This window comes from Pseudomonas sp. NPDC087342, from assembly GCF_044744265.1.
Taxonomy (GTDB): Bacteria; Pseudomonadota; Gammaproteobacteria; order Pseudomonadales; family Pseudomonadaceae; genus Aquipseudomonas; species Aquipseudomonas nunensis.
On record NZ_JBIUXZ010000002.1, the window covers coordinates 371,941 to 396,464 of the forward strand.

17 protein-coding genes and 2 pseudogenes are annotated in these 24,524 nt (G+C 54.4%); 9 read left to right on the forward strand and 10 right to left on the reverse strand.

Annotated features, from left to right (window positions below):
- Nucleotides 1–110 precede the first annotated feature (110 nt).
- Nucleotides 111–1,073, forward strand: a complete 963-nt coding sequence (locus ACIOYV_RS09625; protein WP_401323188.1) for a hypothetical protein — start codon at nucleotides 111–113, stop codon at nucleotides 1,071–1,073.
- Between the two features lie 425 nt (nucleotides 1,074–1,498).
- A complete protein-coding gene (locus ACIOYV_RS09630) occupies nucleotides 1,499–1,714 on the forward strand; it encodes a hypothetical protein (RefSeq protein ID WP_123366397.1) in 216 nt (71 codons plus the stop codon).
- A 7-nt stretch (nucleotides 1,715–1,721) separates the two neighbouring features.
- Here the strand turns inward: ACIOYV_RS09630 and tnpC are convergent.
- Nucleotides 1,722–2,618, reverse strand: a pseudogene (gene tnpC, locus ACIOYV_RS09635) (IS66 family transposase); the annotation flags it as partial.
- Between the two features lie 337 nt (nucleotides 2,619–2,955).
- Complete coding sequence (locus tag ACIOYV_RS09640; protein ID WP_401323191.1) at nucleotides 2,956–3,969, reverse strand: hypothetical protein; 1,014 nt, start codon at nucleotides 3,967–3,969, stop codon at nucleotides 2,956–2,958.
- A 324-nt stretch (nucleotides 3,970–4,293) separates the two neighbouring features.
- Between ACIOYV_RS09640 and ACIOYV_RS09645 the strand changes: the two genes are divergently transcribed.
- From ACIOYV_RS09645 to ACIOYV_RS09660, 4 genes are all read left to right on the forward strand, one after another.
- Entirely contained in the window at nucleotides 4,294–4,482 is a 189-nt protein-coding gene (locus tag ACIOYV_RS09645; RefSeq protein ID WP_401323194.1) for an AbrB/MazE/SpoVT family DNA-binding domain-containing protein, read from the forward strand.
- Between the two features lie 170 nt (nucleotides 4,483–4,652).
- Nucleotides 4,653–5,273 carry a tyrosine-type recombinase/integrase gene (locus ACIOYV_RS09650; RefSeq protein WP_401323197.1) on the forward strand — a complete coding sequence of 207 codons (621 nt, stop codon included), beginning with the start codon at nucleotides 4,653–4,655 and terminating at the stop codon, nucleotides 5,271–5,273.
- Between the two features lie 213 nt (nucleotides 5,274–5,486).
- The gene (locus ACIOYV_RS09655) at nucleotides 5,487–5,891 is read left to right on the forward strand and encodes a response regulator (RefSeq protein WP_401323200.1); all 405 of its coding nucleotides are present in this window, start codon (nucleotides 5,487–5,489) and stop codon (nucleotides 5,889–5,891) included.
- 1,205 nt (nucleotides 5,892–7,096) lie between these two features.
- On the forward strand, nucleotides 7,097–7,507 hold the full coding sequence (locus tag ACIOYV_RS09660; protein ID WP_401323202.1) for a response regulator: 411 nt from the start codon (nucleotides 7,097–7,099) through the stop codon (nucleotides 7,505–7,507).
- A gap of 187 nt (nucleotides 7,508–7,694) precedes the next feature.
- Here ACIOYV_RS09660 and ACIOYV_RS09665 read toward each other — a convergent pair whose 3' ends face one another.
- Entirely contained in the window at nucleotides 7,695–8,051 is a 357-nt protein-coding gene (locus tag ACIOYV_RS09665) for a response regulator (protein WP_401323205.1), read from the reverse strand.
- 24 nt (nucleotides 8,052–8,075) lie between these two features.
- Nucleotides 8,076–9,518 carry an ATPase domain-containing protein gene (locus tag ACIOYV_RS09670; RefSeq protein WP_401323448.1) on the reverse strand — a complete coding sequence of 481 codons (1,443 nt, stop codon included), beginning with the start codon at nucleotides 9,516–9,518 and terminating at the stop codon, nucleotides 8,076–8,078.
- 420 nt (nucleotides 9,519–9,938) lie between these two features.
- Here ACIOYV_RS09670 and ACIOYV_RS09675 point away from each other — a divergent pair, with 420 nt between their 5' ends.
- Nucleotides 9,939–15,986, forward strand: coding sequence for an ATP-binding protein (locus ACIOYV_RS09675; RefSeq protein ID WP_401323208.1), 6,048 nt, complete (start codon nucleotides 9,939–9,941; stop codon nucleotides 15,984–15,986).
- Nucleotides 15,987–16,242: 256 nt separating this feature from the next.
- Here ACIOYV_RS09675 and ACIOYV_RS09680 read toward each other — a convergent pair.
- Together ACIOYV_RS09680 and ACIOYV_RS09685 are read right to left on the reverse strand one after the other, a co-directional pair.
- A pseudogene (locus tag ACIOYV_RS09680) lies at nucleotides 16,243–16,424 on the reverse strand (helix-turn-helix domain-containing protein); the annotation flags it as partial.
- Between the two features lie 420 nt (nucleotides 16,425–16,844).
- Nucleotides 16,845–17,348, reverse strand: a complete 504-nt coding sequence (locus tag ACIOYV_RS09685; protein WP_401323210.1) for a GNAT family N-acetyltransferase — start codon at nucleotides 17,346–17,348, stop codon at nucleotides 16,845–16,847.
- A gap of 328 nt (nucleotides 17,349–17,676) precedes the next feature.
- On the opposite strand from ACIOYV_RS09685, the gene ACIOYV_RS09690 reads away from it, so the two are divergent.
- Nucleotides 17,677–18,393: an autoinducer binding domain-containing protein gene (locus ACIOYV_RS09690; RefSeq protein WP_401323213.1), complete on the forward strand. Its 717-nt coding sequence runs from the start codon at nucleotides 17,677–17,679 to the stop codon at nucleotides 18,391–18,393.
- Between the two features lie 230 nt (nucleotides 18,394–18,623).
- A complete protein-coding gene (locus ACIOYV_RS09695) occupies nucleotides 18,624–19,202 on the forward strand; it encodes an acyl-homoserine-lactone synthase (protein ID WP_401323214.1) in 579 nt (192 codons plus the stop codon).
- 84 nt (nucleotides 19,203–19,286) lie between these two features.
- On the opposite strand, the gene argH is transcribed toward ACIOYV_RS09695, so the two are convergent.
- The 4 genes from argH to ACIOYV_RS09715 form a co-directional block, all read right to left on the reverse strand.
- On the reverse strand, nucleotides 19,287–20,708 hold the full coding sequence (gene argH / locus ACIOYV_RS09700) for an argininosuccinate lyase (RefSeq protein WP_401323217.1): 1,422 nt from the start codon (nucleotides 20,706–20,708) through the stop codon (nucleotides 19,287–19,289).
- 84 nt (nucleotides 20,709–20,792) lie between these two features.
- Nucleotides 20,793–21,980 carry an ATP-grasp domain-containing protein gene (locus ACIOYV_RS09705; RefSeq protein ID WP_401323219.1) on the reverse strand — a complete coding sequence of 396 codons (1,188 nt, stop codon included), beginning with the start codon at nucleotides 21,978–21,980 and terminating at the stop codon, nucleotides 20,793–20,795.
- On the reverse strand, nucleotides 21,977–23,326 hold the full coding sequence (locus ACIOYV_RS09710) for an MFS transporter (protein WP_401323222.1): 1,350 nt from the start codon (nucleotides 23,324–23,326) through the stop codon (nucleotides 21,977–21,979). The genes ACIOYV_RS09705 and ACIOYV_RS09710 overlap by 4 nt, the downstream gene beginning before the upstream one ends.
- A complete protein-coding gene (locus ACIOYV_RS09715; RefSeq protein ID WP_401323224.1) occupies nucleotides 23,313–24,521 on the reverse strand; it encodes an ATP-grasp domain-containing protein in 1,209 nt (402 codons plus the stop codon). The genes ACIOYV_RS09710 and ACIOYV_RS09715 overlap by 14 nt, the downstream gene beginning before the upstream one ends.
- Nucleotides 24,522–24,524 lie beyond the last annotated feature (3 nt).

The window sequence follows — 24,524 nt, forward strand, 5'->3', positions numbered from 1 at the left end:
TCGTAACAGGCACCGATCGGCCTGGAGCAGTCACTCAGCGTCTACAAAACCAGAGGCGATTCAGTATGATGCGCCCGGTGTTATGGGATGGCATCGCCTAAGGAGTAGTCATGATAAAACCACCGTTCAAAATTCTTAAATCGTATCTGGTAGATGCGTTTTTCATTACGACCGAAAAGTTGTATCGCGAATTCGAGGATTCTCTAGAGGCGGTGGATAGATTCAGAAGTGGACGAATCTATTTTCTTGTCAAACGACGCAAAGCGCGGTTTTCCAGTGCCTGTATAAGCAAAAAGTGCCAGATAGTGTTTAAGTATGTCTCACAGGGCATGCTGTCGCGCCCGCACAAGATCGACATTGCTCAACTGATGCATGGCGCACCGGCTATCAATAAAAAATACTTTCCGACCCCGGCCCATCTGCAATCAATGATTCAATATGTCGAGTCCGCGGATGAGTATGAGCGCCTGCTGAGGCGAGAGCCCTTGGTCGCAGCTGTCATGCCCGGAAGCGGGGAGAAGGAACGAGCGGATCGGGCAATCGCCTACCATTTCCTGACACCTGCGGACCCGATACCCAGGGATGAAAACAGGCATATCATTTTTGCTCATCAACTGCTGCGTGTTACCGATGACCTTCCTGAAAAATACGAAGTCATGTACATCGGCAAGGCCATGGAACTGTCTGACCGAATGGACGGGCACAAGCGTGTGCAGCAAGCCCAGGCAGAATGCGAGGACGATGCGGAAATCTATCTGTACTTTTTTACGCCACGATTCGAGGCGGTGGCGTCTCGCGATGGCATGGTCATCAAACAACCTGACGATTATCTGAATCTAGGGGAAGAAAATCTCGTGCTCGCCGCCGAGGCCGGTTTGATCAATTACTTCTCACCTGAAATGAATGTTCAAAATAAAACGACGGACCTGCGTAAAAGCAAGGCCATGACCCGCGTGAAGAGTTTGAAATACACGCATTTTATTTCGGAGTGCAATTTTGACGAACATGATTATGCGTTCGAAACGACGAAAATCAGGAAGAGTGGCGCGCACGAGAAGATTTACTCGCTCTGACGAAGAGCAGGTACCTCGTACTCACGTGTTCGATGGTAAGGCGCCTTCACACCAACTGCTAAGGGGGCCTCTCGCTTTTTATCGCGTGCTTGCAGTTGCCACCGCAAAGAATAGCAACGCTGAGCACAGTATCAGTGATATGTATGCCAAGCGGAATGGTGTTGACCAAGAGTTTCTACCGCCTCCTTGGCGCCTTGCGGGCGCAACAGCAGCGCTGATTACAGTGACTGCCGATACAGCATTTTATTTCTGCGCTCCTCGTCGGTAAGCGTTCAGCCAAGTCACCTTGCGTCATTCCACCAGATATCAACTGATATGCAAGCAGTTTGCTCGGTATCGTTTGCCCATCGGCTCCCCCTTGTCATCGCCAGGTTGGAGCAGCATCATTAAGCTTTAAGGACTGGTAATTCAGCAGGATCTGGCCTGTGAGTGAACTATTGGGTGTACTGGCTGACTTTGTTTTCCAAGCGATTTGCTTCCCTATCGGCTGGCCTTTGATGAAGGCCCTTACCCTAGGGAAATACCCCGCTAAAGGCTCCTGGTTTTCAGAAAGCCCTTCAGCGCAATGGACGTCTGCGATTGGGCTAGCCGTTTTGGTCATTGCAATGATGGCAGCGATGAAGCAGTTCGTGCTTGCTTAGCGAATGGCTAAGCAGGAGGAGAAGACACTTGCATAGTTCGAGCAGGTATCCATTGATGCGGCAGTAACTGGCCGATGTTACTCGCCCGCTGCGTCGGCAGGCGATTCAAAACGTCCTTGAGATAAGCATACGGATCATGCCCGTTCATGCGCGCAGACTGGATCAAACTCATGATCGCCCCCGCCCGCTTTCCACTGCGTAGCGAGCCGGCAAACAACCAGTTAGAGCGCCCAAGTGCCCATGGGCGGATCTGATTTTCGACCTGATTGTTATCAATGGGCACAGGCCCATCGTCCAGGTAGCGCGTCAGCGCTACCCAGCGTTTCAGGCTGTAATCGAGGGCTTTGGCTGGGGCCGATCCGTTGGGCACCAGATCGCGCTGGGCCAACATCCAGTCATGCAGCGTGGTAATTATGGGTGCAGCCTTTTCCTGACGTATACGCCAACGATCTTCATCACTGATGTCTCGTGCCTGCCGTTCAACTTCGTACAAACCGCCAATCGAGTGCAGGGCTTGCTCGGCCAGCTGACTTTTGTTGGCCACGTGCGGATCGAAAAACTTGCGGCGGGCGTGGGCCATGCAGCCGATTTCGGTCATGCCTTTCTCGAAACCTGCTTTGTACCCAGCGAAGTCGTCGCACACCAGCTTGCCGCTCCATGAACCGAGAAAGTTGCGCGCATGCTCGCCCGCACGGCTTGGACTGAAGTCGTACATCACGGCCTTCAGCGCCGAAAATGGTGTCGTGCTGTAGGCCCAGACGTAGGCTCGGGGAGTTTTCTTCTCGCCGGGCGCGAGCATCTGAACCGGGGTCTCATCTGCGTGGATGACGCTCTCGGTCAGCACGGCGTCGCGCAGCGCATCAACTATCGGCTGGAGTTGCACACCAGTTTGCTCGCCTCGCCACGAGCGCACAAACGCCGTGAGCTGGCTGTAGCCGCCGTCGTAACCTTCGGCCTTGATCTGCTCGAAAAGCGCTTTGGCGCTCCTGCGATTGTGCTTTGCCCGGAACGAATCGGCTTTCAGCGCCTGTTTGCGAAATTGCACTCCACTTGACCACCTGATTGCATCGGTACTGACCACTCGTTTGCATTGCACTTGACCATGCGTTTGCTTTCGATCAGACCACCGATTGCATCGGATTTGACCAGCACGCTTAGTAAACATGATCGGTAGAGAGCTGCCCATTTCTGCCGCTGGCGACAGGCAGTCATCGGCCAAAATCAGCCTTTCGCGAGTGCACTTAAACTTCGGTCCTCAGCCTTTTAAGGTAGTCCAACTTTGATTCGAGAAGTATTTTTTGAATTTTCGCTTCAAGATGGCGATATCCGTTTCCCGTAATCATTCCTACACGTTGGAAGTGAAGAGCAATCTCTTTCTCGATATATTCACCGAACGCTTTTTCTGAATCAGTGATTGTCACCCATAATTTTTCCATAGCGGCTTCATCGAGACTCCATTCAACTTCCCACTTTGCTACTAACTCCTGCCACATATTGCCTATCGTGGAATATAGCGCACCAGAATTTTGCAAGGCCTGAACCGAACTTCCAAACGCTCCGCGTGAAGCGCCAGGGCGAAGTTTTTGCTCAATAATCTCGTACGTTGCTCTTGCGAAGGTCATTGCGCTTTCAAACCAGCGAAGCAGTTGCTCTGCACTGACCAATCGAAAATTTGCTTCATGAGCGGCGATATGGCGGGCGGCGAATATGTCTTGGATATCACCAATTAGCTGGTTGACATCGCTAACAATTATCTCACCATACTCTATGGGGTATTTGTTTGGATCATCCATGATCGCCTCTTCAGGCGGCTCTACGAATTCCCGCACCGCCGACAGGCTATCTTTAAAGTCTCGGTAGCCAGCATCACTATCAAATAGAGTATCGAAATGCTTGATTATTTGATCCGCACTACTGATGCTAACATTATGACTAACCAGATCACCAAAAGTTATTTCCTTGCGACTTAGCGCTTTAGTAAGCTCAAAGTCAAATGTTAAGTCTTTAAATTTCTTAGCTCTTTCCAAATAGGGGCTATTTTCTTCATCGATAAGAATTTTCAAGCAGGCCCTGGAAAAAGCTTCAAGACAGGAAGCGATAGCTACGACATGAAGCGAAATTTGATAAGGTTCAGGAGAATTGAGCGACGAGAAGCCGCTGTCCAATGTGGCAAGCTCACTCATACCAGCATATTCCCAGTGTTCAGCCCGCGATTTTTTCTCAGCGATAAAATTCAACTGGTTTCTCTTGGACATGGCTCCCTCAAATTCTGTCAGGCCTGTTAAAAAGCGGCATCAAGCGGGTTCGATAGATTGGATTCGTCTCATTATCGATATCTGAAGAATGGCGTTGACCACCTAGGTCAAAGTACTGTCATTTTTATCACAAACCCCGCTTTTCAAACACTCTCGACCAAAAGCATCTTGGTGACTGCCCGCTTTTGGCCGACGGCTGCCCGTCACGATAGACAGAAAATCGGCCAGAGGTAGTCCTCAGCGGTCAGCATCAAGCTTCAACTTGCGAAGACATTCGCGAGTATAATGAACCGTTCCCGCCAAGACCGAAGTGTGAGTGACATCATGACCGAAGCCCAACACTGGACGGTGAAATGCCAAGATCCTGCGGATGGAAGTGGCGACGTCGTCATTGATTTGCCGCCTGAGCTACTCGTCAGTTTAGGACTGAGCATCGGTGACGTGTTGACGATTGAAGTGATCGACGGCGCGATAGTTCTGACACCGAAATCGAGCGACTCAGCTACACCCTGAGTCGACCCCGTACGCTCCACCTAATCATCAAGCGGGAATAAGTGAACGACACATCTTAGCGGCGGCGATTGGGCATTTGCCTCCTCAGACCGTCAGCTTTGAGTCGAACTGCGACCACCGCCCGTTCTGACTGATCCACCCTTGTCCTCCATCAACATGGAGGACACGCCATGAATACCACTACTAGATCCCGCCACCAGCCTTGGAACAAGGGAAAGCTTGTCGGGCAGAAAGCCCCGCTCCGAGTCAGAGATATCTGGGCCATCCGGATCAGACTCCAGCTCGCAGAGAAGACACGTGATTTGGCGCTTTTCAACTTGGCCATCGACAGCAAACTGCGTGCCTGTGACTTAACCAAGCTGCGAGTCCGAGACATCGCCCATGGGGAGCATGTGTCGTCAAGGGCCATCGTGATGCAGCAGAAAACTCAGCATCCAGTGCAATTTGAAATCACTGAGCAAACCCGAACGGTATTGGAAGCTTGGTTGCATCGGGCGCGTCTCCGAAGCGAGGACTTTTTGTTTCCGAGCCGATTGCACGACTCAAACCATCTTTCCACCAGACAGTACGCGCGAATAGTCAAAGCGTGGGTGACAGCCATCGGCCTTGACCCAACCATGTACGGTACTCACACACTACGGCGAACCAAGGCATCGTTGATCTATCGCAGGACGAAGAATCTGAGAGCTGTCCAACTCATGCTTGGTCATACGAAACTCGAAAGCACTGTCAGGTACTTGGGCATCGAGGTCGATGATGCTCTAGAAATGGCAGAGCAGACAGAGGTTTGACCTACACTGCGGCGGTCTGAGCCAGACCGTCGCTATCCGACCCAAAGCAGCCCTTCATGAAGGGCAGAGTTCGGCCAAAAGCGGTCATTTAGCGCCGGTGAAATCCATTTTCTCCCCGCGCTCTTCCCAGATCACCATTTAGCCGCCCAACGCTTAAAAAACTCTTACACTCTACCTACAGAGTCAGCGGTAATCCGCATAAGGAAAACCAGCGTGAGCGTAGATTGGAAAGACGGGCGGCCTGTACATGGGCGCGTAATCGTTATCGAGGACGAACCGGTTGTCAGGATGCTTTTGGAGGAATTGTTGGCGGAGCTTGGATATGCCTCTGCGGGGTTCGACAACGCCGTTCAGGCGCTGAGCTACCTTGTACATATTGAAGGCGATTGCGCCCTCATCATCGCGGATCAAGGTTTGCCTGGAGGCATGCGAGGCACCGATTTTATACGCATGGCGAACGAACGGTGGCCTTCCATTCCTTCGATACTCGTCTCGGGTTACTCTGTGGAGGAGGAGTTAATCCCGCTATCGACGACTTTTCTAAAGAAGCCTTACACGCTGGCCCAATTGGAAAGCACCATCGCAACCGCAACCAGCTATCTACCGAGGCAGTCGTAAACGGGCGGCCGTCTATACTCAGCGTTTGGGGCGGCTCTCAACATGATCAAAAAGGTAGTGCTTATCCTGCTTTTTACAATAAGCGTTTTGTGCCTTCTCATCGCCGTCGTGGGTGTAGCGCTCCCATAGACATGCCATTCCAGCACTCCATCACATCGGCAGTGCTTGGTCCGGATAGAGTGCTTTTGGCCCGCCGCTTTAGCGGCGATGCCTATGAATATCAGTTTTGGTTCGTCGCGGGCCTACGCGATCGGCAGCGATCGGCAGCTATCGGCGCAGGCTATGTAAAAACGCGGGCACCGTTTTTTGAATTCTGCGTCGCTACGTAAAAACCTCCAGCGTTTGGTTATGCCGCAGACCCGAATTTGCGTAGGCGCGCGATTTCGTTCTCGCTCCGACCGTCATACCTGCTCTAAAACGTTTTTATACAGCCTCGGCCAACAGCAGCCCTGGACAACTGCTTTCAGTGCTTGGACGCAGCATTTCAACATGTACCCTCATTGGATTCCCATCCAGGTAGCTTTTGATGATGCTCGCTGATGTGGGCATCCATTACCGCGATCAGAGCTTTTGTTGTCGCTATCTGTTCAAGGCAGAGTTGTCGCAGGGCGATGAAGTCCTGTCTCACCTTAAAAATTTGCGCAACCTGCGCGTATGCCTCTGCCCTCAGCTCGACAGACATTCTCACTACGCATTGATTTGGAGGCGCGGACACCAAGCTCGGCTGGGCTGGATTGACCAGATACAGGTGATATGACATGACGTGATTCGCTTTGAATCTTTGTATCCTCTGAGAGTAGATCGTTCGCAAACATTCTCAACACGAAAAGGATGATTCTACCCTCCGAGTTGGCTAGCGCTTGATCGAGAAAGGAGCCCATGGGTGCTCTCGCCACAGGCAGCAATCGGCCGATTGTGTTGAAAAAGTCGGTCCTTCCAGACTGCCCGCATTCTGGCTGCTGAAAACGCCTTTTTTGCGCGCAGCTATGCGAAATCTGAGCTCGGAACCCTCTGCACAAAGTAAAGATTTCAATCTCAAGCGCGTACTTTTCTGCCGTGGAAACCATGGACGACTTTTTCAACAGAATCGGCCAATAGCGGACTTTCGACTTATTTCACCTCAACAAGACCTAATCTTCAGTGAGGCTTATAATAAGCTCCACAAATCAATCTGTAGCAGAATTGGTCCAATCAGGAACGATCTCATGAATGAGGATTGCGAAAGATTTTCGCCTCTGTCTGAGCCGGTAATCGTCGTTGAGGACGACCCACTACTTCGCGGTCTGATGATAGATATTTTGTCCGAAATAGGTTTGCGCTCGCAGGCCTTTGATAGCGCTGATGGTGCTTTAATCCATATGCTCAGCACGCCGCACACGTACCCGCTGGTGATCGCGGATCACGGTTTGCCTGGCAAGCTCAAAGGTTCGGATTTTATCGCGGTGGTGAAGGCGAGATGGCCCAGCACTTCCACGATTCTTACCTCTGGCTACTCACTGGAACCTGCCATGGTGCCGCCCTCTACAACGTACTTGCAAAAGCCGTGGTCGATGGGCGATCTGGTGAAAGCGGTGGCAAATTCACTTCAAGCCGATCCTCCGCTTCGTAAGATGTGAAAGTGTCATAGCCATACCTTTTCCTAAGATTTTATCTTCCTGAGAATCCTTTCACAAAAAAACGGCATGGGCGGTTGCAGCCCTCGGGCGGAGAAGGCACCGTTCCACCTCGTCACCTAGGTTGGCGTCGCCAATTGCAATCGGGGGCCTCACCATGGCTAGCGCGCACGAGTAATCAGCGCTGGTCTTAGACCAAGAGCTTTCTAACTTCGGCAACCATCAAGTCTATGTTGAATGGTTTCGCCAGCACTGCATCAAACAAATCAGATCTCTGCATACCGATGTGAGCCTGAGCACCACTCATCAGGATGATCGGCAACTGATTCGCCGAAGGCAGCGCTCGAACGGCAGTGGCGAATTCAAGACCGTCCATGACCGGCATCATAAAGTCGGTAATGATCAAGGCAGGCCGCTCCCTATCGAGCACTTCAAGCCCTTTCTGACCGTTGCTGGCCGTCACCACCATGAACCCCTCATCCTCCAGCGCGAAACTGAGAATATCAGCGATCAAATACTCGTCGTCGACGACCAGGATGGTGGTCATGTTAAATTCAACCCGCACAAAGGCTTAAGATTTTGAACCGGGCGATGTCTCAGTCGGGACTGAAGGTTCATGTCTTAAAGCCTTTTTCAGGAAAACATCTTGATCACGAATGACGACCTCAAAACGCGAAGGGTCGTAAGAGCTGTCTCGTACTTTAAGAATGGAAAGCGTCCTGCTTAGTTCAGAGTGATTCTCATAGAATCGCATCAACATCAGGTTGTCGACGATGCTGGACAGGTCAGAGTTTGGTGCGCTGACCTCTGAACCAAACAGATCGCGCATTTCCCAGGATGCAAATACCGTAACGCCTCTGGATCGCAGCTCGTTCATCAGAGCACTGAAGAAGTCAGTAATCCGCGCCGGATTTGTCGTGACTCGCGTCATGCCGCTTAGGCTATCGATGAACAAACGCTTGATGCCCTTTTCTTCGACGATACTCAACAGCCGTGCACCCAGCCCATCCAGAAGCCCTTCTGTGGTGGGCTGCCAGGCAACGCTCAACGCACCGCTATCTTCCATGCCCTTGATATCGATACCCAATGATTGGCCTTTGAGTCGCAGCCGTTGTGGGCTTTCGTAGAAGCCAAAATGTAGCCCCGGCGCTTCCACAGTCGACTCAGCCAGGAACTTAAGGCCCAGCGTCGTTTTACCAATCCCAGAGGGGCCTATAACCAGAGATACACTGGAACTGTGCAGGCCACCGCCTAATATGTCGTCCAGTGATTCAATGCCACTGGCGATACGCGTCATATCGGCGCTATCAGGAGAAGACGGGTGGCTGTAGAGACTTTCGAGTCGCGGGTACACCACCAAGCCATTGTCGGTAATTTCACACTCGTGAAGACCGGTCATGGCTCCGCTGCCGCGAGTTTTGCGCAGCTGAATTCGACGCACTGAGCGAGTGCCATATAGTTCTTCGCCCATCTCTATGACGCCATCAACCATGGTGTGCTCAGGACTGCCGTCGTCGAGCCGGGAGCTGGTAAGAAACAGCACCGTGCAACCAGCAAAAGCGGCGTGCCCTTGCAGTTCAGAGATGAATTTCTTGGTGTCGATGTGCGAATCGGCTTTTGAACGCGCATTGAGCAGACCGTCTACCACCATCACGGTGGCTTTCTGACGGCTTATCTCACGCCGAAGCAGTTTCACTACTTCATCCAAACCTTCGTTTTCCAAAGTATCAAATGCGCTGACGAATTGGATTTCAGCACCGACCTTGGAAGAGTCGAAAAAGCTCAGAGTAGAAAGAAACTGAAAGAGACGGTCGTGCGATTCAGCCAGCAGCGTGGCGACCAGAACCCGGCCTCCATTGCTCGCATGATGGAACCCAAGCTGGTTCGCGAGGATCGTTTTTCCAGACCCTGGGCGCCCTTGGATTATGTATGAAGAGCCTGCTACCAGTCCGCCCTTGAGCAGAGCGTCGAGCCCTTCGATTCCACTTTCGAGGCGTTTTAGCTTTTCCACAATGCGACCCTGATCTGAAAAACAGGCTGTTTAAGCCGAGTGGACGGAATGCTAACGCCAATTCTGCTTCGGAGCCATTCTGGTTGTGTATAAAGGTGGAGCGATATCACGCTCTGGTGTCATAAAAGCTGCCCACGAGCGGCTGCTTTTGGCCGACTCCAGCCTATGGCGACTGGCCGCCCCCGGCCACGACCTGTCGCTCGAATTTCCTGACTGAACGGCAGGAATAGGCTGATGTTAGTCATTCACGCCCCATCTCGTGAATGACCGCTTCGATTGGAGCTGGCCAGGCTTCGTTTCAGAGCAACGCTCAATGACTTAGCCGCATCTACCGTCTGTTGCTGGACGCCTCGGGTTATGCTGAAGCAGTTTTCTTGGTATCAGTTGGCGTCAACTACCTAATCCATTCACATGGCTCCAAAAATGTCCAAGAAACCGAATCCATCAACCTCTGTAGCTCCTGCAACTGCGCCGGCGGAAGGTGAACGTCGAGCACTCCGTGGATACATTGGCCAGTACGAGCGGGCGGGCGCTGCCATTTATGCTGCGCTCGAGCGCGACGAGCTGCTCTGGATCGGCGTCGCAGACCGCAACGCGGGTATTGCCGACGACTTGGTGCTCGGTTTCGATGGGGTGGTGGTCGGTCACCAGTTCAAGACGTCCAAGTTCCCAGGCACTTTCACTGTTGAGACGCTGTTTACTGGTGCCAACGGCCTGTTGAGGCCCCTGGTTCATGCTTGGCAGTGCCTGCGCAAGGACAACCCGGGAAGCCGGGTCGAGATTCGCCTGGTTGTTAATGACTTTCCGTCGATTACTGACAAGCCAGGCGATGGCACGCCGCCCCACAGTGCGGCATTTCTTGAGCAACTCCAACAGCATCCAAATCGGCCGCTAGCGGATTGGTACACGCAGGAATGGAGTCGACTGATCAACCACCTGCGCCGTGAAGCCGGCCTGGACGATGACGACTTCGAATTTTTTTTGCACAACCTCCGTGTGGTGTGCGGAGCTGCGGCGGACTTCATCCAGTCGCACAAATTGAACGCCGAGCAGGCGCGGCAGGCATCCGAGATTGCAAGCGTACTGCCCAAGCTAGTCGCCGATGCCCGCGACAAAGACAGGTGGACGCGTGACGAGCTGCTTCGTGAGCTTGGCTGGCGCGATCCCTCCAAGACGCTGCTCATCCACCGGTTCCCAGTCGGCGCCTATGTTCAGCGCAACCGTGATACTGAGGCCAAGCTGCTAGCCGCGCTGCATGCCGCCGACCAGGGCTACGTCTCACTCATAGGACCGCCTGGCTCCGGGAAGTCCACTCTCCTGCAGGTTGCGCTGGCCACTGAGGCTAATATCCGGCTCGTTCGCTACTTGGCGTACGTGCCAGGTGCTGCTCAAGGCGTGGGTCGCGGGGAGGCCGACAACTTCCTGACTGACGTCGGCACGCAGTTACGCAACAGCGGTTTGGTTGGACTTCGTCTTCGCGACGACTCGCTGCATGAGCGCCGAGAGCAGTTCGGCGTCCTGGTACAGCAGGCTGGTGAACGCTTCGACCGCGACGGGATCCGAACAATCATCGTCGTCGACGGGCTCGACCATGTGCCTCGCGAAGAGCGGCCGACCAATTCGCTTCTGGGCGAGCTGCCTCTTCCCGCTGCCATCCCCAACGGGGTTGTGTTCATCCTCGGCACGCAGCGGCTGGATCTCGCGAATCTGAAGCCCGCAGTAAGAGAGCAAGCGGAGAAAAGCGAGCGACAGGTTCTCATGGGACCTCTCGGCCGCGAGGAGGTCGCCCGGATGGCAGAGGCGCTTGGCCTGCCTGCCGAGATTCCAAGATTGGATCTAAGCAATCTATCGCATGGCCACCCGCTGGCAACGCGCTACTTAATTCATGCGCTGTTGCACGCGGACGAAGCCGGCCGTAAGCACCTTCTCAGCGGTGGGATGCCGTTCGACGGCGATATTGAGACCGTGTACACCGCTGCTTGGCGCGAGATCGCAAGCGATGTCGATGCCATGGACGTGCTGGGCTACATCGCTCGTGCTGAGGCACCTTTGGACCTGCGGCTGCTGGCCACAATGGTCAAGGAGTCCGCGATTGAACGCGCTCTGATCGTTGCACGGCACCTGCTCCGTAGTTCATCCCAGGGGTGGAGCGTCTTCCACAACAGCTTTCGGCTGTTCGTCATCGCTCAACCTCGAACCCGCCTCGGAAGCGTCGATGCCGAATACTCGCAGCGCGTGTACCGCGACCTCGCCCAGTTGGCGAAGAACGCGCCGCCCGAATCGGCGCAGTACTGGCTTGAGTTGCGCTACCGCGCCCGTGCCGGCGACGGTGCCGATGTACTTGCGCTGGCGATGCCCGCTCGCTTCAGGCAGCAACTGGCTGACGGGCGTTCTATCGCCGAGATCCACGCCGATATCCGCCTGGCTCTGCTGGCAGTGCGTGGAACGCACGATGCGACCGCCTTCTCACGGCTGCTTCTGTGTCGTGACGAAGTGGGGCGGCGGGAAACTGCCCTTGAGTACGCCAACCAGCTTCCGCTGGCGATGCTAGCGGTTGGGGACATTGATGCAGCCCTGGCCTTCGTGCAGTACTTCCCCAGCCAGGGCTACGAGATCGTCGACGCCCTGTTAGCGCGAGGGGACTTCGAGCGGGCGAAGGAACTGTTTGAAAGCCTCGAGCCACTGTCGCAGCTCCATACGTCCAAGTTCCAGAACCACGGGCACGACCACAACATAACGGAATTCGAGAGGTGGGCAAGGCGCGCCGTCCACTTCCGAGACACCGAGCAGATCCAGATAGCGATTGACCACCTCGCCGCAGAGGGGCTACGCCAGCCCGAAAAGGTGGATCCGCAAACTGTCGCCGCGCTGCAACTGCATCTGAGGAGGGAAGCCGCAGAGGCGATGCTCCTTCAGAAGGTTGGCGCCGATCCACAAGACCTCTGCAGCAAGCTCGGGGTAGCCAACGAAGACAAACCTTCGGTGATGGTTCACGCAGGTCTTGTGGCCAGTCGGCGTGGCGACGCTGCGCAAGCGCTTGCCCTGTTTGATGCTGCCGCCGCCCTTCCTGGCTTCGTAGAGGTACCCAACGGCTACCGACGCCGGATGGCACTAATTGCATTCGAAGCTGACCGTCGTTACCTAGCCGAGGCCCTGTTCGACAAGCTGGTCGCACCGATGATCTCTATGTGCGACGACGAGACGGACCTGGCTGGGCTGGGTAATCTGGTCGGTGCGGTGATGCATCACGCGAGGCTTTGCACGCTGCTCAATAAGCCGCTGCCAAGCGCGATACCGTCGAAGCACACCTTCCTTCATCCGTTTCAGCAGCACGCCTCGACGATAGGCGTGCTTCTAGGTCGCGCCGCCGTCGACAACGCGTCCGTGCCGGCCGGCAGCATCCAGGACGAAGCCCGCATTGCCCTTGGGTACGTCTTACGTCTGACATCAGAAGGCGGCAGCGAGTCATATCGCATCCAGCAGGCCTTCAAAGCGATCCCCATGCTCGTGCCAGCGCTGCTGAGGCTCGGCGCCAAGCGCGGCGAGACTGAGTACCGTGCGGTACTTCGGGAAATTGACGCAGCCATCGCCTCATCGACGCTGGGGGGCACTGCGTATCTGCGACGCAGATTGGCCGTCGATGCGTATAGGGTTGACGGTGACCGGGTGGCGGCCGTCGATCGACTCAACGCACTCGTGGCGGAGCTTCAGGAGAGCACGCCGAGCGAGCAGATCGACGGGTTGGCCGATCTGGCCATCGCGTTGGCTGCGGTCGGGGACTTAGAGCGGGCCAAACAGTTGCTGGCGACGGTTCCCGAGCAATGCCTTGGCTACGCGTTGGCCCCCAAGAAAGACCCGCAGTACGCAATCTGGCGAGACATCTTGGTCCTTGCGAACGCCGCTGACCCGGAGAACCGTGTCAAGCGAGTATCGGCCTTAATGCGCCAGGTCGGCGGCATGACCGAAACGGAAGGGTCGTCGGCCGCGCATCGTTTGACGATGTCGCTAATAGAGGAAGCGACGCAGGTCGGACCTCGCTTCGGCTTCGAGGTGTCAAAGACACTGGCGGATTGGAATCTGATTGGCTGGCCGAACCGTGTTGACCTGCTCATGACGGGGATGGTGCGGCGAAGCCCTGAACTCGTCTTGGTTTGCGCGACGGTCTGGTGCGGTCTGTGTCTGCCGTTCTACATGGAACCGTACTACCGGGACCCGCACCACGTAGGTGACTTCATCGACATCGCCGCCGACGCCGCGGGACCTATACAGATTGAACCGCTCGCGCGGATGTTTTTGGCGGTGATCGAGGTAGCCAGCAGGGCACACGAGAGGGTCGGACTGCTCCAGCGCCTTCGCACCGCTGCCGGAAGACATGGGTTTTCATCTGCCGAGCTCGACGCCGCCGTAGCCCGGTGGACGTCAGAAGCGCCGGAACCTCGACACTCGTATACGCCAAGCAAGTACGACTCGGAGACCACTCTCGAGCAGCTTGAGCGCGCGTTTGAATCGGATGGCGACGAACTGAACTACAACGCCCCGTACCGTTTCAGAGATCTGGCCGAGACGGCCCCGCTTCATATGGCGCGGAGGATATTTGAGCGCTGGCAGGTCTTGCAGGACGACGCGCGCTGCCGCTTCCTGATGGTTAAAAGGTTGGCTGCGGCGGGGGAGGTCGAGTACGCCAAGAAGCTGATGCAAGGCTACGAGTCAGGCAAGGACCCCTGGAGTTCCTGGAGCCAGTGGATGGGTGGCGGTAAGTTCTTCTACTTTGAGGCGAAGAAGCTCTTGCAGGGACCATCCACATGCCCAGCCGCCTTCGAGAACATTGTCGATTCAGTAACGGCGGGCCAGGAGAACACCCAGTCACTGCTGACAGAGCTGGATTCGATACTGCCGGTAATCAGCGCGACGCCGGATTGGCCGGCCATCTGGTCGCTACTTGAGGAGCAGATGGCCTGCACTCGCGAGTTCCAGCTGGGGCGACCCTTCCAGCCGAGCGAGCTACCGCTCAGCGACACGGAACTTTTGGAGGATCTGCTGCACTTTGCCTATCGGCTGCCCGTTGCAGAAGTTCAGCGACACGCACGCAATTGCACGTTGAGCCTGGCAAGGCAAGCCGGACTTGGCCAAGCTTTGTTCAAGTCCCTTATGCGGCGACTTATAGCCGGCGAATTAGATGCCCCCTTGCATGCGCTCGGAACTCTGCTGGCTGCTGACAGCGCGGACCTTGCCCCCGAGTTGGGCAGCGCCGTGGCTGCGTTGGTCAGTCACCGTGACATTGCGGTGGCAGAGTCAGCCGCGCTCTTGTCGCATCGGCGGAGGCAGGCTGTCCCCTTGGACGCGATACCACTGCCGCTTTTCTATCGCCTTGAACTCGAGCACCCGCCAGAGGGTGACCAGGCATTCACGGACGAAAGAACTGGTGCAATGCGCGTCGAGTCGCCGCTTGGCTGGACCGAGATGTTGCGCTCGACGGCACGTCACATCGCGAAGGCGGCAGGCATTGAGGAGATGACAGTCCGCCGACGCGCGGCGATGTTCATCCAGGATTGGGGTGGACTTGAGGCATTCGGGCCCTCTGGCACCAAAAGGCTTGAGACTCAGCTTCGCGTGCTCGACATGCAGATCACTTACCTGAAGCCCCACGCCTACATTGCCCTTGCCGCACTTCGCCACGTCGCAGGAGAACTGCGGCTGGCCGGCAAATTGAAAGGCAGCGACATGCTCACGCTTTTGGAACGTTTGGGCTGCCCGCTTCCGCCTCGACCGCTGAAGCTCCCACGAGGGCGCCCCGAGTGGATCCGAATGCCGCTGTTGAACCGAAGTGCGGGTTGGTCCGAGCGAGAACGGAAATGGATTGACGAAGTCGACGGTGATGTTGCCCCCTTCCCAGCAGACAGCCACGGCCAAGTCGTGGCCGAAGTATCCCGCTTCAAGATTCTCAAGCCACGGCTGTCGGAGCACCGTCTCTACCGCTTTAGAGCACCCTCGGCAGAGATTGACAGTGAAGACTTCGACGACTGCTATGCCAGGCTGCCCATCGCTGTTTGGCTTGGCCAGTACTTCGCATTTGACAATGATCTGGCGCCAACGCTGGTAAGGAAAGTTGTTTGCTCGGTGGACATGGGCTTTGACGCAGCGGCCTATTCGTTCGCTTTGTGCCCGAACTGGGTGAAGCGGCTTCGCTGGAGCGCGCATGACGAGGAGCCCAGCGTCTTCCTCGACCCGAGCGGCGCTGTGGTCGCAAGGCTCTGCTGGTGGCGTGATGCTGGCCCGGTTGATATCGATGCGGAGTCCCTGTGGGGAGAGGGTTGCTACCTCGTCCTGACGTCATTAGGCATCGAACAGGTCACCACTGCCCGTGGGAAGCCGGACCTTGACATCAGCGTGTTCGCAAGCAGGCAGATCAAGCAACCGAGCAGCTACGGGGAGTCTCTCTTGAAGACGGCGAAGAACGGTTACTCAATCTAAGCCATGCAGATTCAGTGGCGATGTCAAGCGAGAGTGGCCGTGCTGGCTTGAGCTGGCTGTCCCGGAGGGCTGCTTCCGGTCGGTGGCTAGCGTTCATAGTACCCTAACGATTGATCGCTCCCGCTGCGTAGCAGCCATCGGACTTTCCAAATCGAACTTCTGCTTTGGGTCGATTTGAGCCGATTACGACAGGCAGCTTTTGGCCGTTCTCTGCCCATCGTCGGCGTGTGCTGGTCAAGTCCATGCAATTACGCACCTGTTCCAGCGTGTCTTGGAAAGGGCTGAGTTTGTTGAAGGTTGCGCACCGCTGGTACGCCGGCTGAGTGGCTTCGGGCGCTCTGACCCATTTTCGGATGGTGTTTCTCGACAGCCGGTACGCTTGGCTATCTGGTGCAGCGAGAGCTTATCGCGGAAGTATATCCGCCGGATTTTTTCCAACATTTCCATGCTGATCACCCTGTGTTCTCCTGCTCGGAAAGTGAGCAAAAGCAGTTGAACACTTGGGTCAGTTTTCGGTAAGCGGCAACAGTGCGCTCCCATCTTGGCCCCGCTTAGCCCGGAGTAACCCATGATTATCACGCCCCCCCTGTATTTATCTCACTCCTAGACAACAAACGGGCTGCAGCCGGGGAACTTTCGTATTTGTTGGAGGGGGCTTTTGCCAAAGCGGACACCATCAACTGTATGAGCTGGCTTGCCTGCGATGGCATCGCCTCGTGTATCGGATGTACTGAGTTGTCTGCATCGCAGGCAAGCCGGCTCCCACAGAAAAGCAGAGCGGCTTCAGCTTTTGATGATCGTCCAGCTAAAGATGGCCCGCACATAAATGGGCGAGCACCATTAAACTTAACGTCGGGATCAGGAAGTGGTTTTTCTGTTCAGTTGCGTGTGAATGTCCTGAGGGCTGCGAACATAGTAATTGTCGAATTCGCTACTTTCGACGAACTGAAAGCCATGCCGCGTATAAAAACGATTTGAAGCGCTTTCCCTGAGGGCACCCACCCGCAATGTCATGGACGCAGCATCCGCCTCCATGAAGATGTGACGAAGGACAACCGAACCGATCCCCGCCCCCTGTGCGTTCGGCTTGATGTACAGGTGATCAAGCAGCCACCCATCGTAATCAGGTTTGACGACCACGAAACCCACCCGCTGGCCGGAAACCTCTATATGGCGAGTGAACTCGGCACAAAAGCCCTCACGAAAACGCTCTCGGGCGCGTACAGGGTCGAATCGGCCAATACGTTCAAGACTTTCACGCATGGCTTCAATCCGGATAGCGACAAGCGCTTCGAAGTCGCTGGGTTGAGTCACGACAAGTGTGACCGAAGGGTTATCCGTGACGGCAAACTGTAACTGCATCCTGAGCGCTCCATTTTTTATCCGGCGGCGCCCATCAAGGACCGCATAATCCTGCCTAGCCTACGACACAAAACCTGTGCTGTCTCCCCGCCAAGCGGGAGACTGGTCAAACCGGTTGCCGGCTTTTTAATATTCACTCAATCGCAGACTGACGAACGCGCTCATCTCTGGTTGAACAGTGATTCAACTACAGCACGCATCACTTATACAAAATGCACTTTAGCTTATAAGTTATATGTTGCTGCCGGATCAGGCTTTACCGAAGACCTCAAACTTAATATCAGGGTACGCTAACTATTCATCAACAGCTAAAGAGTGTGAATAGGCTATGCTTTTTTTTGAAGACCTTATCAAGTTGAGCGAAATCTCAAACATGGAGGACTGGTTTATAGTACTGAGACAGCTTTCCGAGAAGATTGGTTACTCACAAGTTCTATTCGCATTAAAGCCTGGGATAGAAGCCGACAACAAAGACGCTACCATCATCAGCAATTACCCTGAGAGATGGCGAAGCCGATATGATGAACACCACTATGCGGACATTGACCCCGTCGTATCTCACAGTTTCAAATCCAGTTTGCCGCTGATATGGACAGAAGAGATATACACCAGTACTCCAGCACTGGAATTCCTGGAAGAGGCCTCGTCACATGATATGCGCCAAGGCGTAACTCTTCCTATACACAGCCCTCAGGCGCAGGTCGGAATGCTCAGCCTCAAGTGGGACAGCACGCACAAAACCCAATACCTGGAACACGTCCAGGTAACGCTTCCCTATGCAATGGCTCTGCGCGACTTCGCCCTGCAGAGTGCAATCCATCACCTCACCAAAGAACATCAGCCCGTGACTCACCTCACCAAGCGCGAACTGGAAGTTATCAAATGGTCGGCAGCAGGAAAAACAACATGGGAGATATCGATCATTCTCTCGTGCTCTTATGCGGCCATCGACTTTCACTTTAGAAATATACGAAAAAAATTCAAGGTCAATACGCGGCACCAAGCCATTATCAAAGCCCACCAACTGAAACTGATATCCCTCTAAGGCTTCCCCCCTAAAAGTTAACGCGATTTTTAACTTTTAGGGGTATAACGCACAAATCCCCACCGCACCTGCAACCGTGGAGTTGAGAACCCGGCCCAACCCCGAGACTCCAAACTTCGCCCAAAGCATTACCATCTTAACGGGCAGCCGAAAACCTCCCAATTCCGGTAGGATTCACTGTATTCGAAATGAATATATCGTTCCCGACGGCTCCCCATTAAGGAATGGTTATGTTTATCTCAATTGATCGCCGCGAAAACTTCGAAGCACAGCACCTTCAAAAAATGCACACACTCCGCGCCAAGATATTCAAGAATAAAAAAGAATGGGATGTCAATATCATTGCAGGTATGGAAATCGACGGCTACGACGCGCTAAATCCTTATTACATGATTATCACCAGCTCTACAGCAGAGCCTCATGTTTCAGGCTGCTGGAGAATATTACCAACTACCGGCCCCAATATGCTCGCCCATACCTTTCCCGTTTTACTGCATGGTGACGAGGCGCCTTGCTCCGAGCACATTTGGGAACTGAGTCGATTTGCTATTGAGGCACCGAAAAAAAGTACCTTCAATTTTTCCGACATATCAACTACTGCCATTCGCGCGCTCGTAGAATTCGCCATGGCCAGGAATATTTCTCAGTTGGTCACTGTCACCACTGTCGGCGTAGAAAAGATGCTCATCCGTCTTGGCCTTGACCTGAGTCGGTTCGGGCCCTCAATGAAGATTGGCGTTGAACAGGCTGTCGCTTTGAAAGTGGAACTTAATGAACATACCTGGCGTGCACTCAATAGCACCCAATAAAACCCCGCACGTACGTTTCTCTTAGCCACCTACAGGTAACCGCGGCAGGGATTCCTCCGCCGCGGTCACCCACAAGCCGGCCCCTTAAACCGGACTGACCTGGGATTCCAGGCATTGCAGGCGTGCACGCCAGCGAACAACTTCGCTGCGGACCTGCTCCGGCGAGGTGCCTCCCAAACTATTTCGCGACTCCACCGAACTCTCCACGCTCAATACCGAATACACCGCACTGGTGATCTGAGCATGGACCTCCTGCATCGCCTCCAGCGATAAGCCGTCCAAGCTGCAATTGAGCTCATCGGCTAACCGTACCAGGCGTCCTGTTATATGGTGGGCCTCACGGAATGGCATACCCAGTTCGCGCGTGAGCCAGTCGGCCAGATCCGTCGCGGTCGCATGCGCGCAGCCCGCAGCCGCCAACATACGGTCCGGTATCGGCGTCAGGTCACCAATCATCCCGGTCATGGCTTCAAGGCACAGTTCCAGTGTCTCGGCGCCATCGAAGGTATGTTCTTTATCCTCTTGCATGTCTTTGGAAAACGTCAGAGGCAACGCCTTCATGACCGTCAACAACCCGACCAGAGACCCCGTCACTCGCCCGGTCTTGCCGCGAATCAGCTCCGCAGCATCGGGGTTGCGCTTTTGCGGCATGATTGAGGATCCGGTGGTCCACGCATCGGATAGTTGCACAAAACGGAACTGGGGCGACATCCACAGCACTATTTCCTCGGCAAGCCGAGACAAGTGAGTCATAGCAAGGGATGCACCGGCGAGATACTCAATCGCGAAATCACGATCCGACACTGCATCCATCGAATTATGCATGGGGTTGGCAAAACCAAGAGCCCCGGCGCTGGCAACACGATCAATCGGGAACGAAGTGCCCGCCAGCGCAGCGGCGCCAAGAGGGGATTCGTTCATGCGGGCTCGTGAGTCCCGCAGCCGTGTGTAGTCACGACCGAACATCTCGACATAGGCCATCAGGTGATGACCAAAGGTAATGGGCTGTGCACTCTGCAAATGAGTGAATCCCGGCATGATGGTGCCCGAGTTTCGTTCTGCCAACTCAAGCAACGCGCCAATAAGTTCTTTGATCAGCGCTAGCGCGCGATCATGAGCATCCCGCACCCATAAACGAAAACTCGTAGCCACTTGATCATTGCGGCTGCGCGCAGTATGGAGGCGGCCCGCAGGCGCACCGATAATTTCGTTGAGGCGCGATTCGATATTCATATGAATATCTTCAAGCGCAAAGGAGAACTCAAAATCTCCTTCGCTGATTTCTTCGCGTATTTGCTCCAGACCTTTTTGAATCTGCGCAAAGTCCTCTTCTGAAATAATGTGTTGCATCGCCAGCATATGCGCATGAGCCTGCGAACTGGCGATATCTTGCATCGCCATTTTTTGGTCGAATCCGATGGACGCATTAATTCGTTCCATCACACGAGCCAGGCTCTGTGTGAAACGGCCGCGGATCAGCATGCCTTTATCATTTTTTTCCTGCATGAAACACTTCCTTATGTGGATCGTACGCCAGACTCGAGCTTTACAGCCGAGTCGTGAATCTCAGTACATCGTCGCCAGATTGTACTATTCGATATCAACAACTACCCCATCAACGACCCTGCCACACAGTTCCAATGCGAGGCAAGCCGTTGGGGCAGTAGCCAGCACATAACCGCTACGAGTGAATGAGTCCCGAGGCTCTCCCACCATCACTCCTTCTTTGATCGAAAGGTGCAATTTTAGAACACCAGGCATGCCGCGCCAACGATGTACGCCAGTAATCGCTTTGACTTTTCCAGGCGTTGGAGTAAAGAAACGAATGGCAGCCGCGCAGTTCGCCTTCGGAGTATCCATAGGCTCGATCAAACCCAGCGGCCATTGGACCGCAAGATCCAGCAAATCACACCCGGTTGCTTGGCGTACCAACGTGGGGATGGAATCGCCACCCACTCGAGTATGAGTTTCGATCACTTCCGGGCCGTTAGCTGTGAGGCGTAACTCAGTGTGGGAGCATCCGTCTCTAATTTCCATTACAGTTAAAAACCGTCGCACATAGTCTTCAATGGCTTGCCGATCCTCGTCACTTATCCGCGCTGGCACTACGTGTCCTACTTCGACATATGGATTGTGCGGATCGTTGTCGTTGGTAAATTTCTCAGTCACCGCAGCGATCATATGACGCCCGCCAAAGCTGAATACTTCGACCGAGAATTCGGGCCCAACAAGAAGGGGCTCGACTATGTAGTCCAGCTTGCTCAAGGGGAATTCGTTTAGCTGTTCCAGAGAGTCGAAACGCATAATGGACTGGCTCCCCACGCCGCTTCGCGGTTTCACAATCACCGGGAAGCCATGCTCTTGGGCAAAATTCTGTATGTCTCGAGAGCAACTCACTGGCGAATTGACCACCTTGGAGAAAGCCTGTTTTTTCAGCCATTCACGCATTAACACCTTATCGCGTGTGCGTTCTACCGCTTGCGGACTTGTACCGGGCAATCCCAGTGCGTCAGCAATCCGCGCCGCAGGCAGCAAGCCCAACTCCGTCATGCTAAGTACAGCACTGAAAGGCTGTTGTGCATGCAGCGCTTGCAACGCTGGTAACAGCGCGGGGTCGTCATAACAGGTCAAGACGGTACGATGAACCGAGGCAACCAGCGCTGGCTCATAGCTGGTAGGTGTATCCACCAGTGTGATGAGCGCGCCAAGATGGTGGGCGCGGTCGCATAATCCCGGCCCCCCTCCGATTACAATAATGTGATGGGCAATATTCATCATGGGAGATTATTTCCTTTAGAAGCAATGTGGAGAAGGGGTGCGAATATAGGTTTTAAATCGTCATATTCGTTTTGGTATGCAGTACCGCGATCTTTGACGTCGGCACTCTGTGGCTCTGCAGAACTTCGCCGCATCCACACCCAACCGGCGCCACCAGCAAAAATGGCCAGCGCAATGCCTAGCGTGGCCCACACGGCTCCAACTAACCCTTGACTTGCGTAGCTCGCCGCAAATGTCGCCGATGTCCCGGAAACCACGATCGTGGACACCATTCTGCGCAATGCTGCGAAACGCCCCCGTAATGAAGCGGGCACTAGGGCCTGGATAGTCGCGGAGAAGTAGATGGTGTATGAGGGCACCAAAAAACCAAGCCCAAACACAACCACGAGACAGGTGATACGATTAAACCAGAGGGCTTGCAACGTAGTGCCCAATAGCACAACCGGCATCAGTAATAACAACGGATGTAACACTCGCCCTCTTAGCGCAAAACGGCCCACCATCCAACCCAGTACAACGGAGCCGGCGGTGTAAAAGGAGTCGATGAGCGCTAACGCAAAAGATTCGCCACCCAAATGTGTTGTCACCAAGACAGGCAACATTAAGTTGAACATACTGATTGCAATCAAATCGCTGGCTCCCAATGCGAACAACGCAATCAATATTTTTTTCTGTCGCAGGGCGGGCAGTAGCTGGAAGAAACCCGCCCGCAAACTTCGAGTAAAATCAAGTGTATCGCTGGGCCGAGCAAGACCGGTCGCAGCCTGCCGATAACACATAGACGCTATTGCCGTGAAGCAGGCAACGATAAAAAACGAAGCGCCCAACCCAATACGGTCGAACAGCGCCCCGGCTATCAGCACGCCACTCAAATTTCCAAGCTGAAATGCAACCTGTTGCCGACCGTTGATTTGCATGAGTTCATGGCTTGCGACAAGTGCGGGGGTTAAGGTAAACACGCATACCCGTACTGCGGCATTTAGCATGCCCGTGATCAAGCTGGCGGCCAGAACATTACCGGCAGACACCCCTTCAACACATGCCAGTAACCCACACACCAACAGCATCAGGCTCATGAGCGTGACTGACCAGAACAGCAACATACCCGGACCTTTGCGGTCCACCCAGACACCGGCAATCAACGGTACGGCGAATGCAAAAACCACATCACTGGTCACGTAAAGCAAATTGTTCCATAGGCTGCCGCTGGTGCGAAACAAGAGCAGTGTGAACACTATGAGTAGGTAGCCTCGTCCAACATTAAGCGCGAACTCTCCCCATAGGAAAGCACTGATCGGCGCAGGACCACGATTTACTCCACCCTCTATGGAGTCATTCGTACTCATAGCGAATGCCTCCAATAGCGGTGCTAAGTATCTCGTCCAACTCGGAACGTGATGAACTCTTGGCTATGACATAAGCAGTACGAGGGAAACTTTCGACAAGTGACTTGATCCGCTCGCCAGGCTTGCGCAGTGCACACGCCTGAATTACGCCCGGGATCGCGCACGCGCGCTCTACGCCATGCACTGACTTGACGACTCTCCCGGGCGCTTCTGGCAGCAGGTAGCGTATTCCGCACCAGCCATCACTGGCGGGGACGGTATATTGCTCGACAAAATAGGAAGACCAATGCCCATCCTGCAGACGCGCACCAATTTCGTAAAGGTCCAACCCCGTAACCTGTCGCACTAAGTGAGGAATGTAGTCGCCCCCTACCCGGGTATGAGTCTCAATCAACCTCGGTCCTTGCTCCGTCAACATAATCTCCGTGTGGGAAACAGAATGCTCAATACCCGTGGCGGATAAAACGCTGGCGACATAGTCGGTGATTACCTCGGCGACGGGCGGCTCGAGTTCCGCCGGAAAAACATGGCCGATCTCGATGAAACTGGCAGCATCGATAAACTTTTCTGTGATACCTAGTACATGGTGCCGACCATTGACACTATACGACTCAACACTGAATTCCTTGCCATACAGGAACTCTTCGACCAGCACCGGATAACCGGTGACATGTTTGTCCACCCAACTTTCATCGCTGCTCGCGGGATCTTCCAGTGCTACAACACCGATACTGCACGTTCCGTCCGGTGGTTTTATGATGACTTTGGCCAATTCAGAATTTCGTAGAATGTCTAACAACGCTTGTTTATCTGCCGCCTCTGCAAACCAGCAACTGGGCACACCTGCCGAATCAAGCGCTAGCCGGGCCGAAATTTTATTGCGTGTGTTCTGCACCGCGGCACGACTGATAGGAAAGTCACAGCCAATAGCATGTGCCAAATGAGCGGCGAGCTCTTGAGAATCGTCATGAAATGCAAATACCCGTTGAAAATCCAGTTGCTGATGTAATTCCAGTACCTGCCCCGTTAACAAGTTGTATGAGTCTTCCACAGCATAGGCGATGAGACGCCGAGCGGACGAACTCAGGTCTTCAACGGCTAAACTATTACGGTTGAGCAACCAGGTCACTTTGTACCCGGCCTGATATAGAAAATCGTGATGATCGCGAACACCGCCGCATAAAAGCACGTTCATTTC

What these genes read in the sequence shown, in the direction of transcription:
- ACIOYV_RS09645 (WP_401323194.1), top strand. Translation starts at nt 4,294, where the DNA reads ATGACCGAAGCCCAACACTGGACGGTGAAATGCCAAGATCCTGCGGAT.
- ACIOYV_RS09690 (WP_401323213.1), top strand. Translation starts at nt 17,677, where the DNA reads ATGCTTTTTTTTGAAGACCTTATCAAGTTGAGCGAAATCTCAAACATG.
- ACIOYV_RS09715 (WP_401323224.1), bottom strand. Translation starts at nt 24,521, where the DNA reads ATGAACGTGCTTTTATGCGGCGGTGTTCGCGATCATCACGATTTTCTA.
- ACIOYV_RS09685 (WP_401323210.1), bottom strand. Translation starts at nt 17,348, where the DNA reads ATGCAGTTACAGTTTGCCGTCACGGATAACCCTTCGGTCACACTTGTC.
- argH (WP_401323217.1), bottom strand. Translation starts at nt 20,708, where the DNA reads ATGCAGGAAAAAAATGATAAAGGCATGCTGATCCGCGGCCGTTTCACA.
- ACIOYV_RS09705 (WP_401323219.1), bottom strand. Translation starts at nt 21,980, where the DNA reads ATGATGAATATTGCCCATCACATTATTGTAATCGGAGGGGGGCCGGGA.
- ACIOYV_RS09695 (WP_401323214.1), top strand. Translation starts at nt 18,624, where the DNA reads ATGTTTATCTCAATTGATCGCCGCGAAAACTTCGAAGCACAGCACCTT.
- ACIOYV_RS09675 (WP_401323208.1), top strand. Translation starts at nt 9,939, where the DNA reads ATGTCCAAGAAACCGAATCCATCAACCTCTGTAGCTCCTGCAACTGCG.
- ACIOYV_RS09710 (WP_401323222.1), bottom strand. Translation starts at nt 23,326, where the DNA reads ATGAGTACGAATGACTCCATAGAGGGTGGAGTAAATCGTGGTCCTGCG.
- ACIOYV_RS09660 (WP_401323202.1), top strand. Translation starts at nt 7,097, where the DNA reads ATGAATGAGGATTGCGAAAGATTTTCGCCTCTGTCTGAGCCGGTAATC.
- ACIOYV_RS09650 (WP_401323197.1), top strand. Translation starts at nt 4,653, where the DNA reads ATGAATACCACTACTAGATCCCGCCACCAGCCTTGGAACAAGGGAAAG.
- ACIOYV_RS09625 (WP_401323188.1), top strand. Translation starts at nt 111, where the DNA reads ATGATAAAACCACCGTTCAAAATTCTTAAATCGTATCTGGTAGATGCG.
- ACIOYV_RS09640 (WP_401323191.1), bottom strand. Translation starts at nt 3,969, where the DNA reads ATGTCCAAGAGAAACCAGTTGAATTTTATCGCTGAGAAAAAATCGCGG.
- ACIOYV_RS09665 (WP_401323205.1), bottom strand. Translation starts at nt 8,051, where the DNA reads ATGACCACCATCCTGGTCGTCGACGACGAGTATTTGATCGCTGATATT.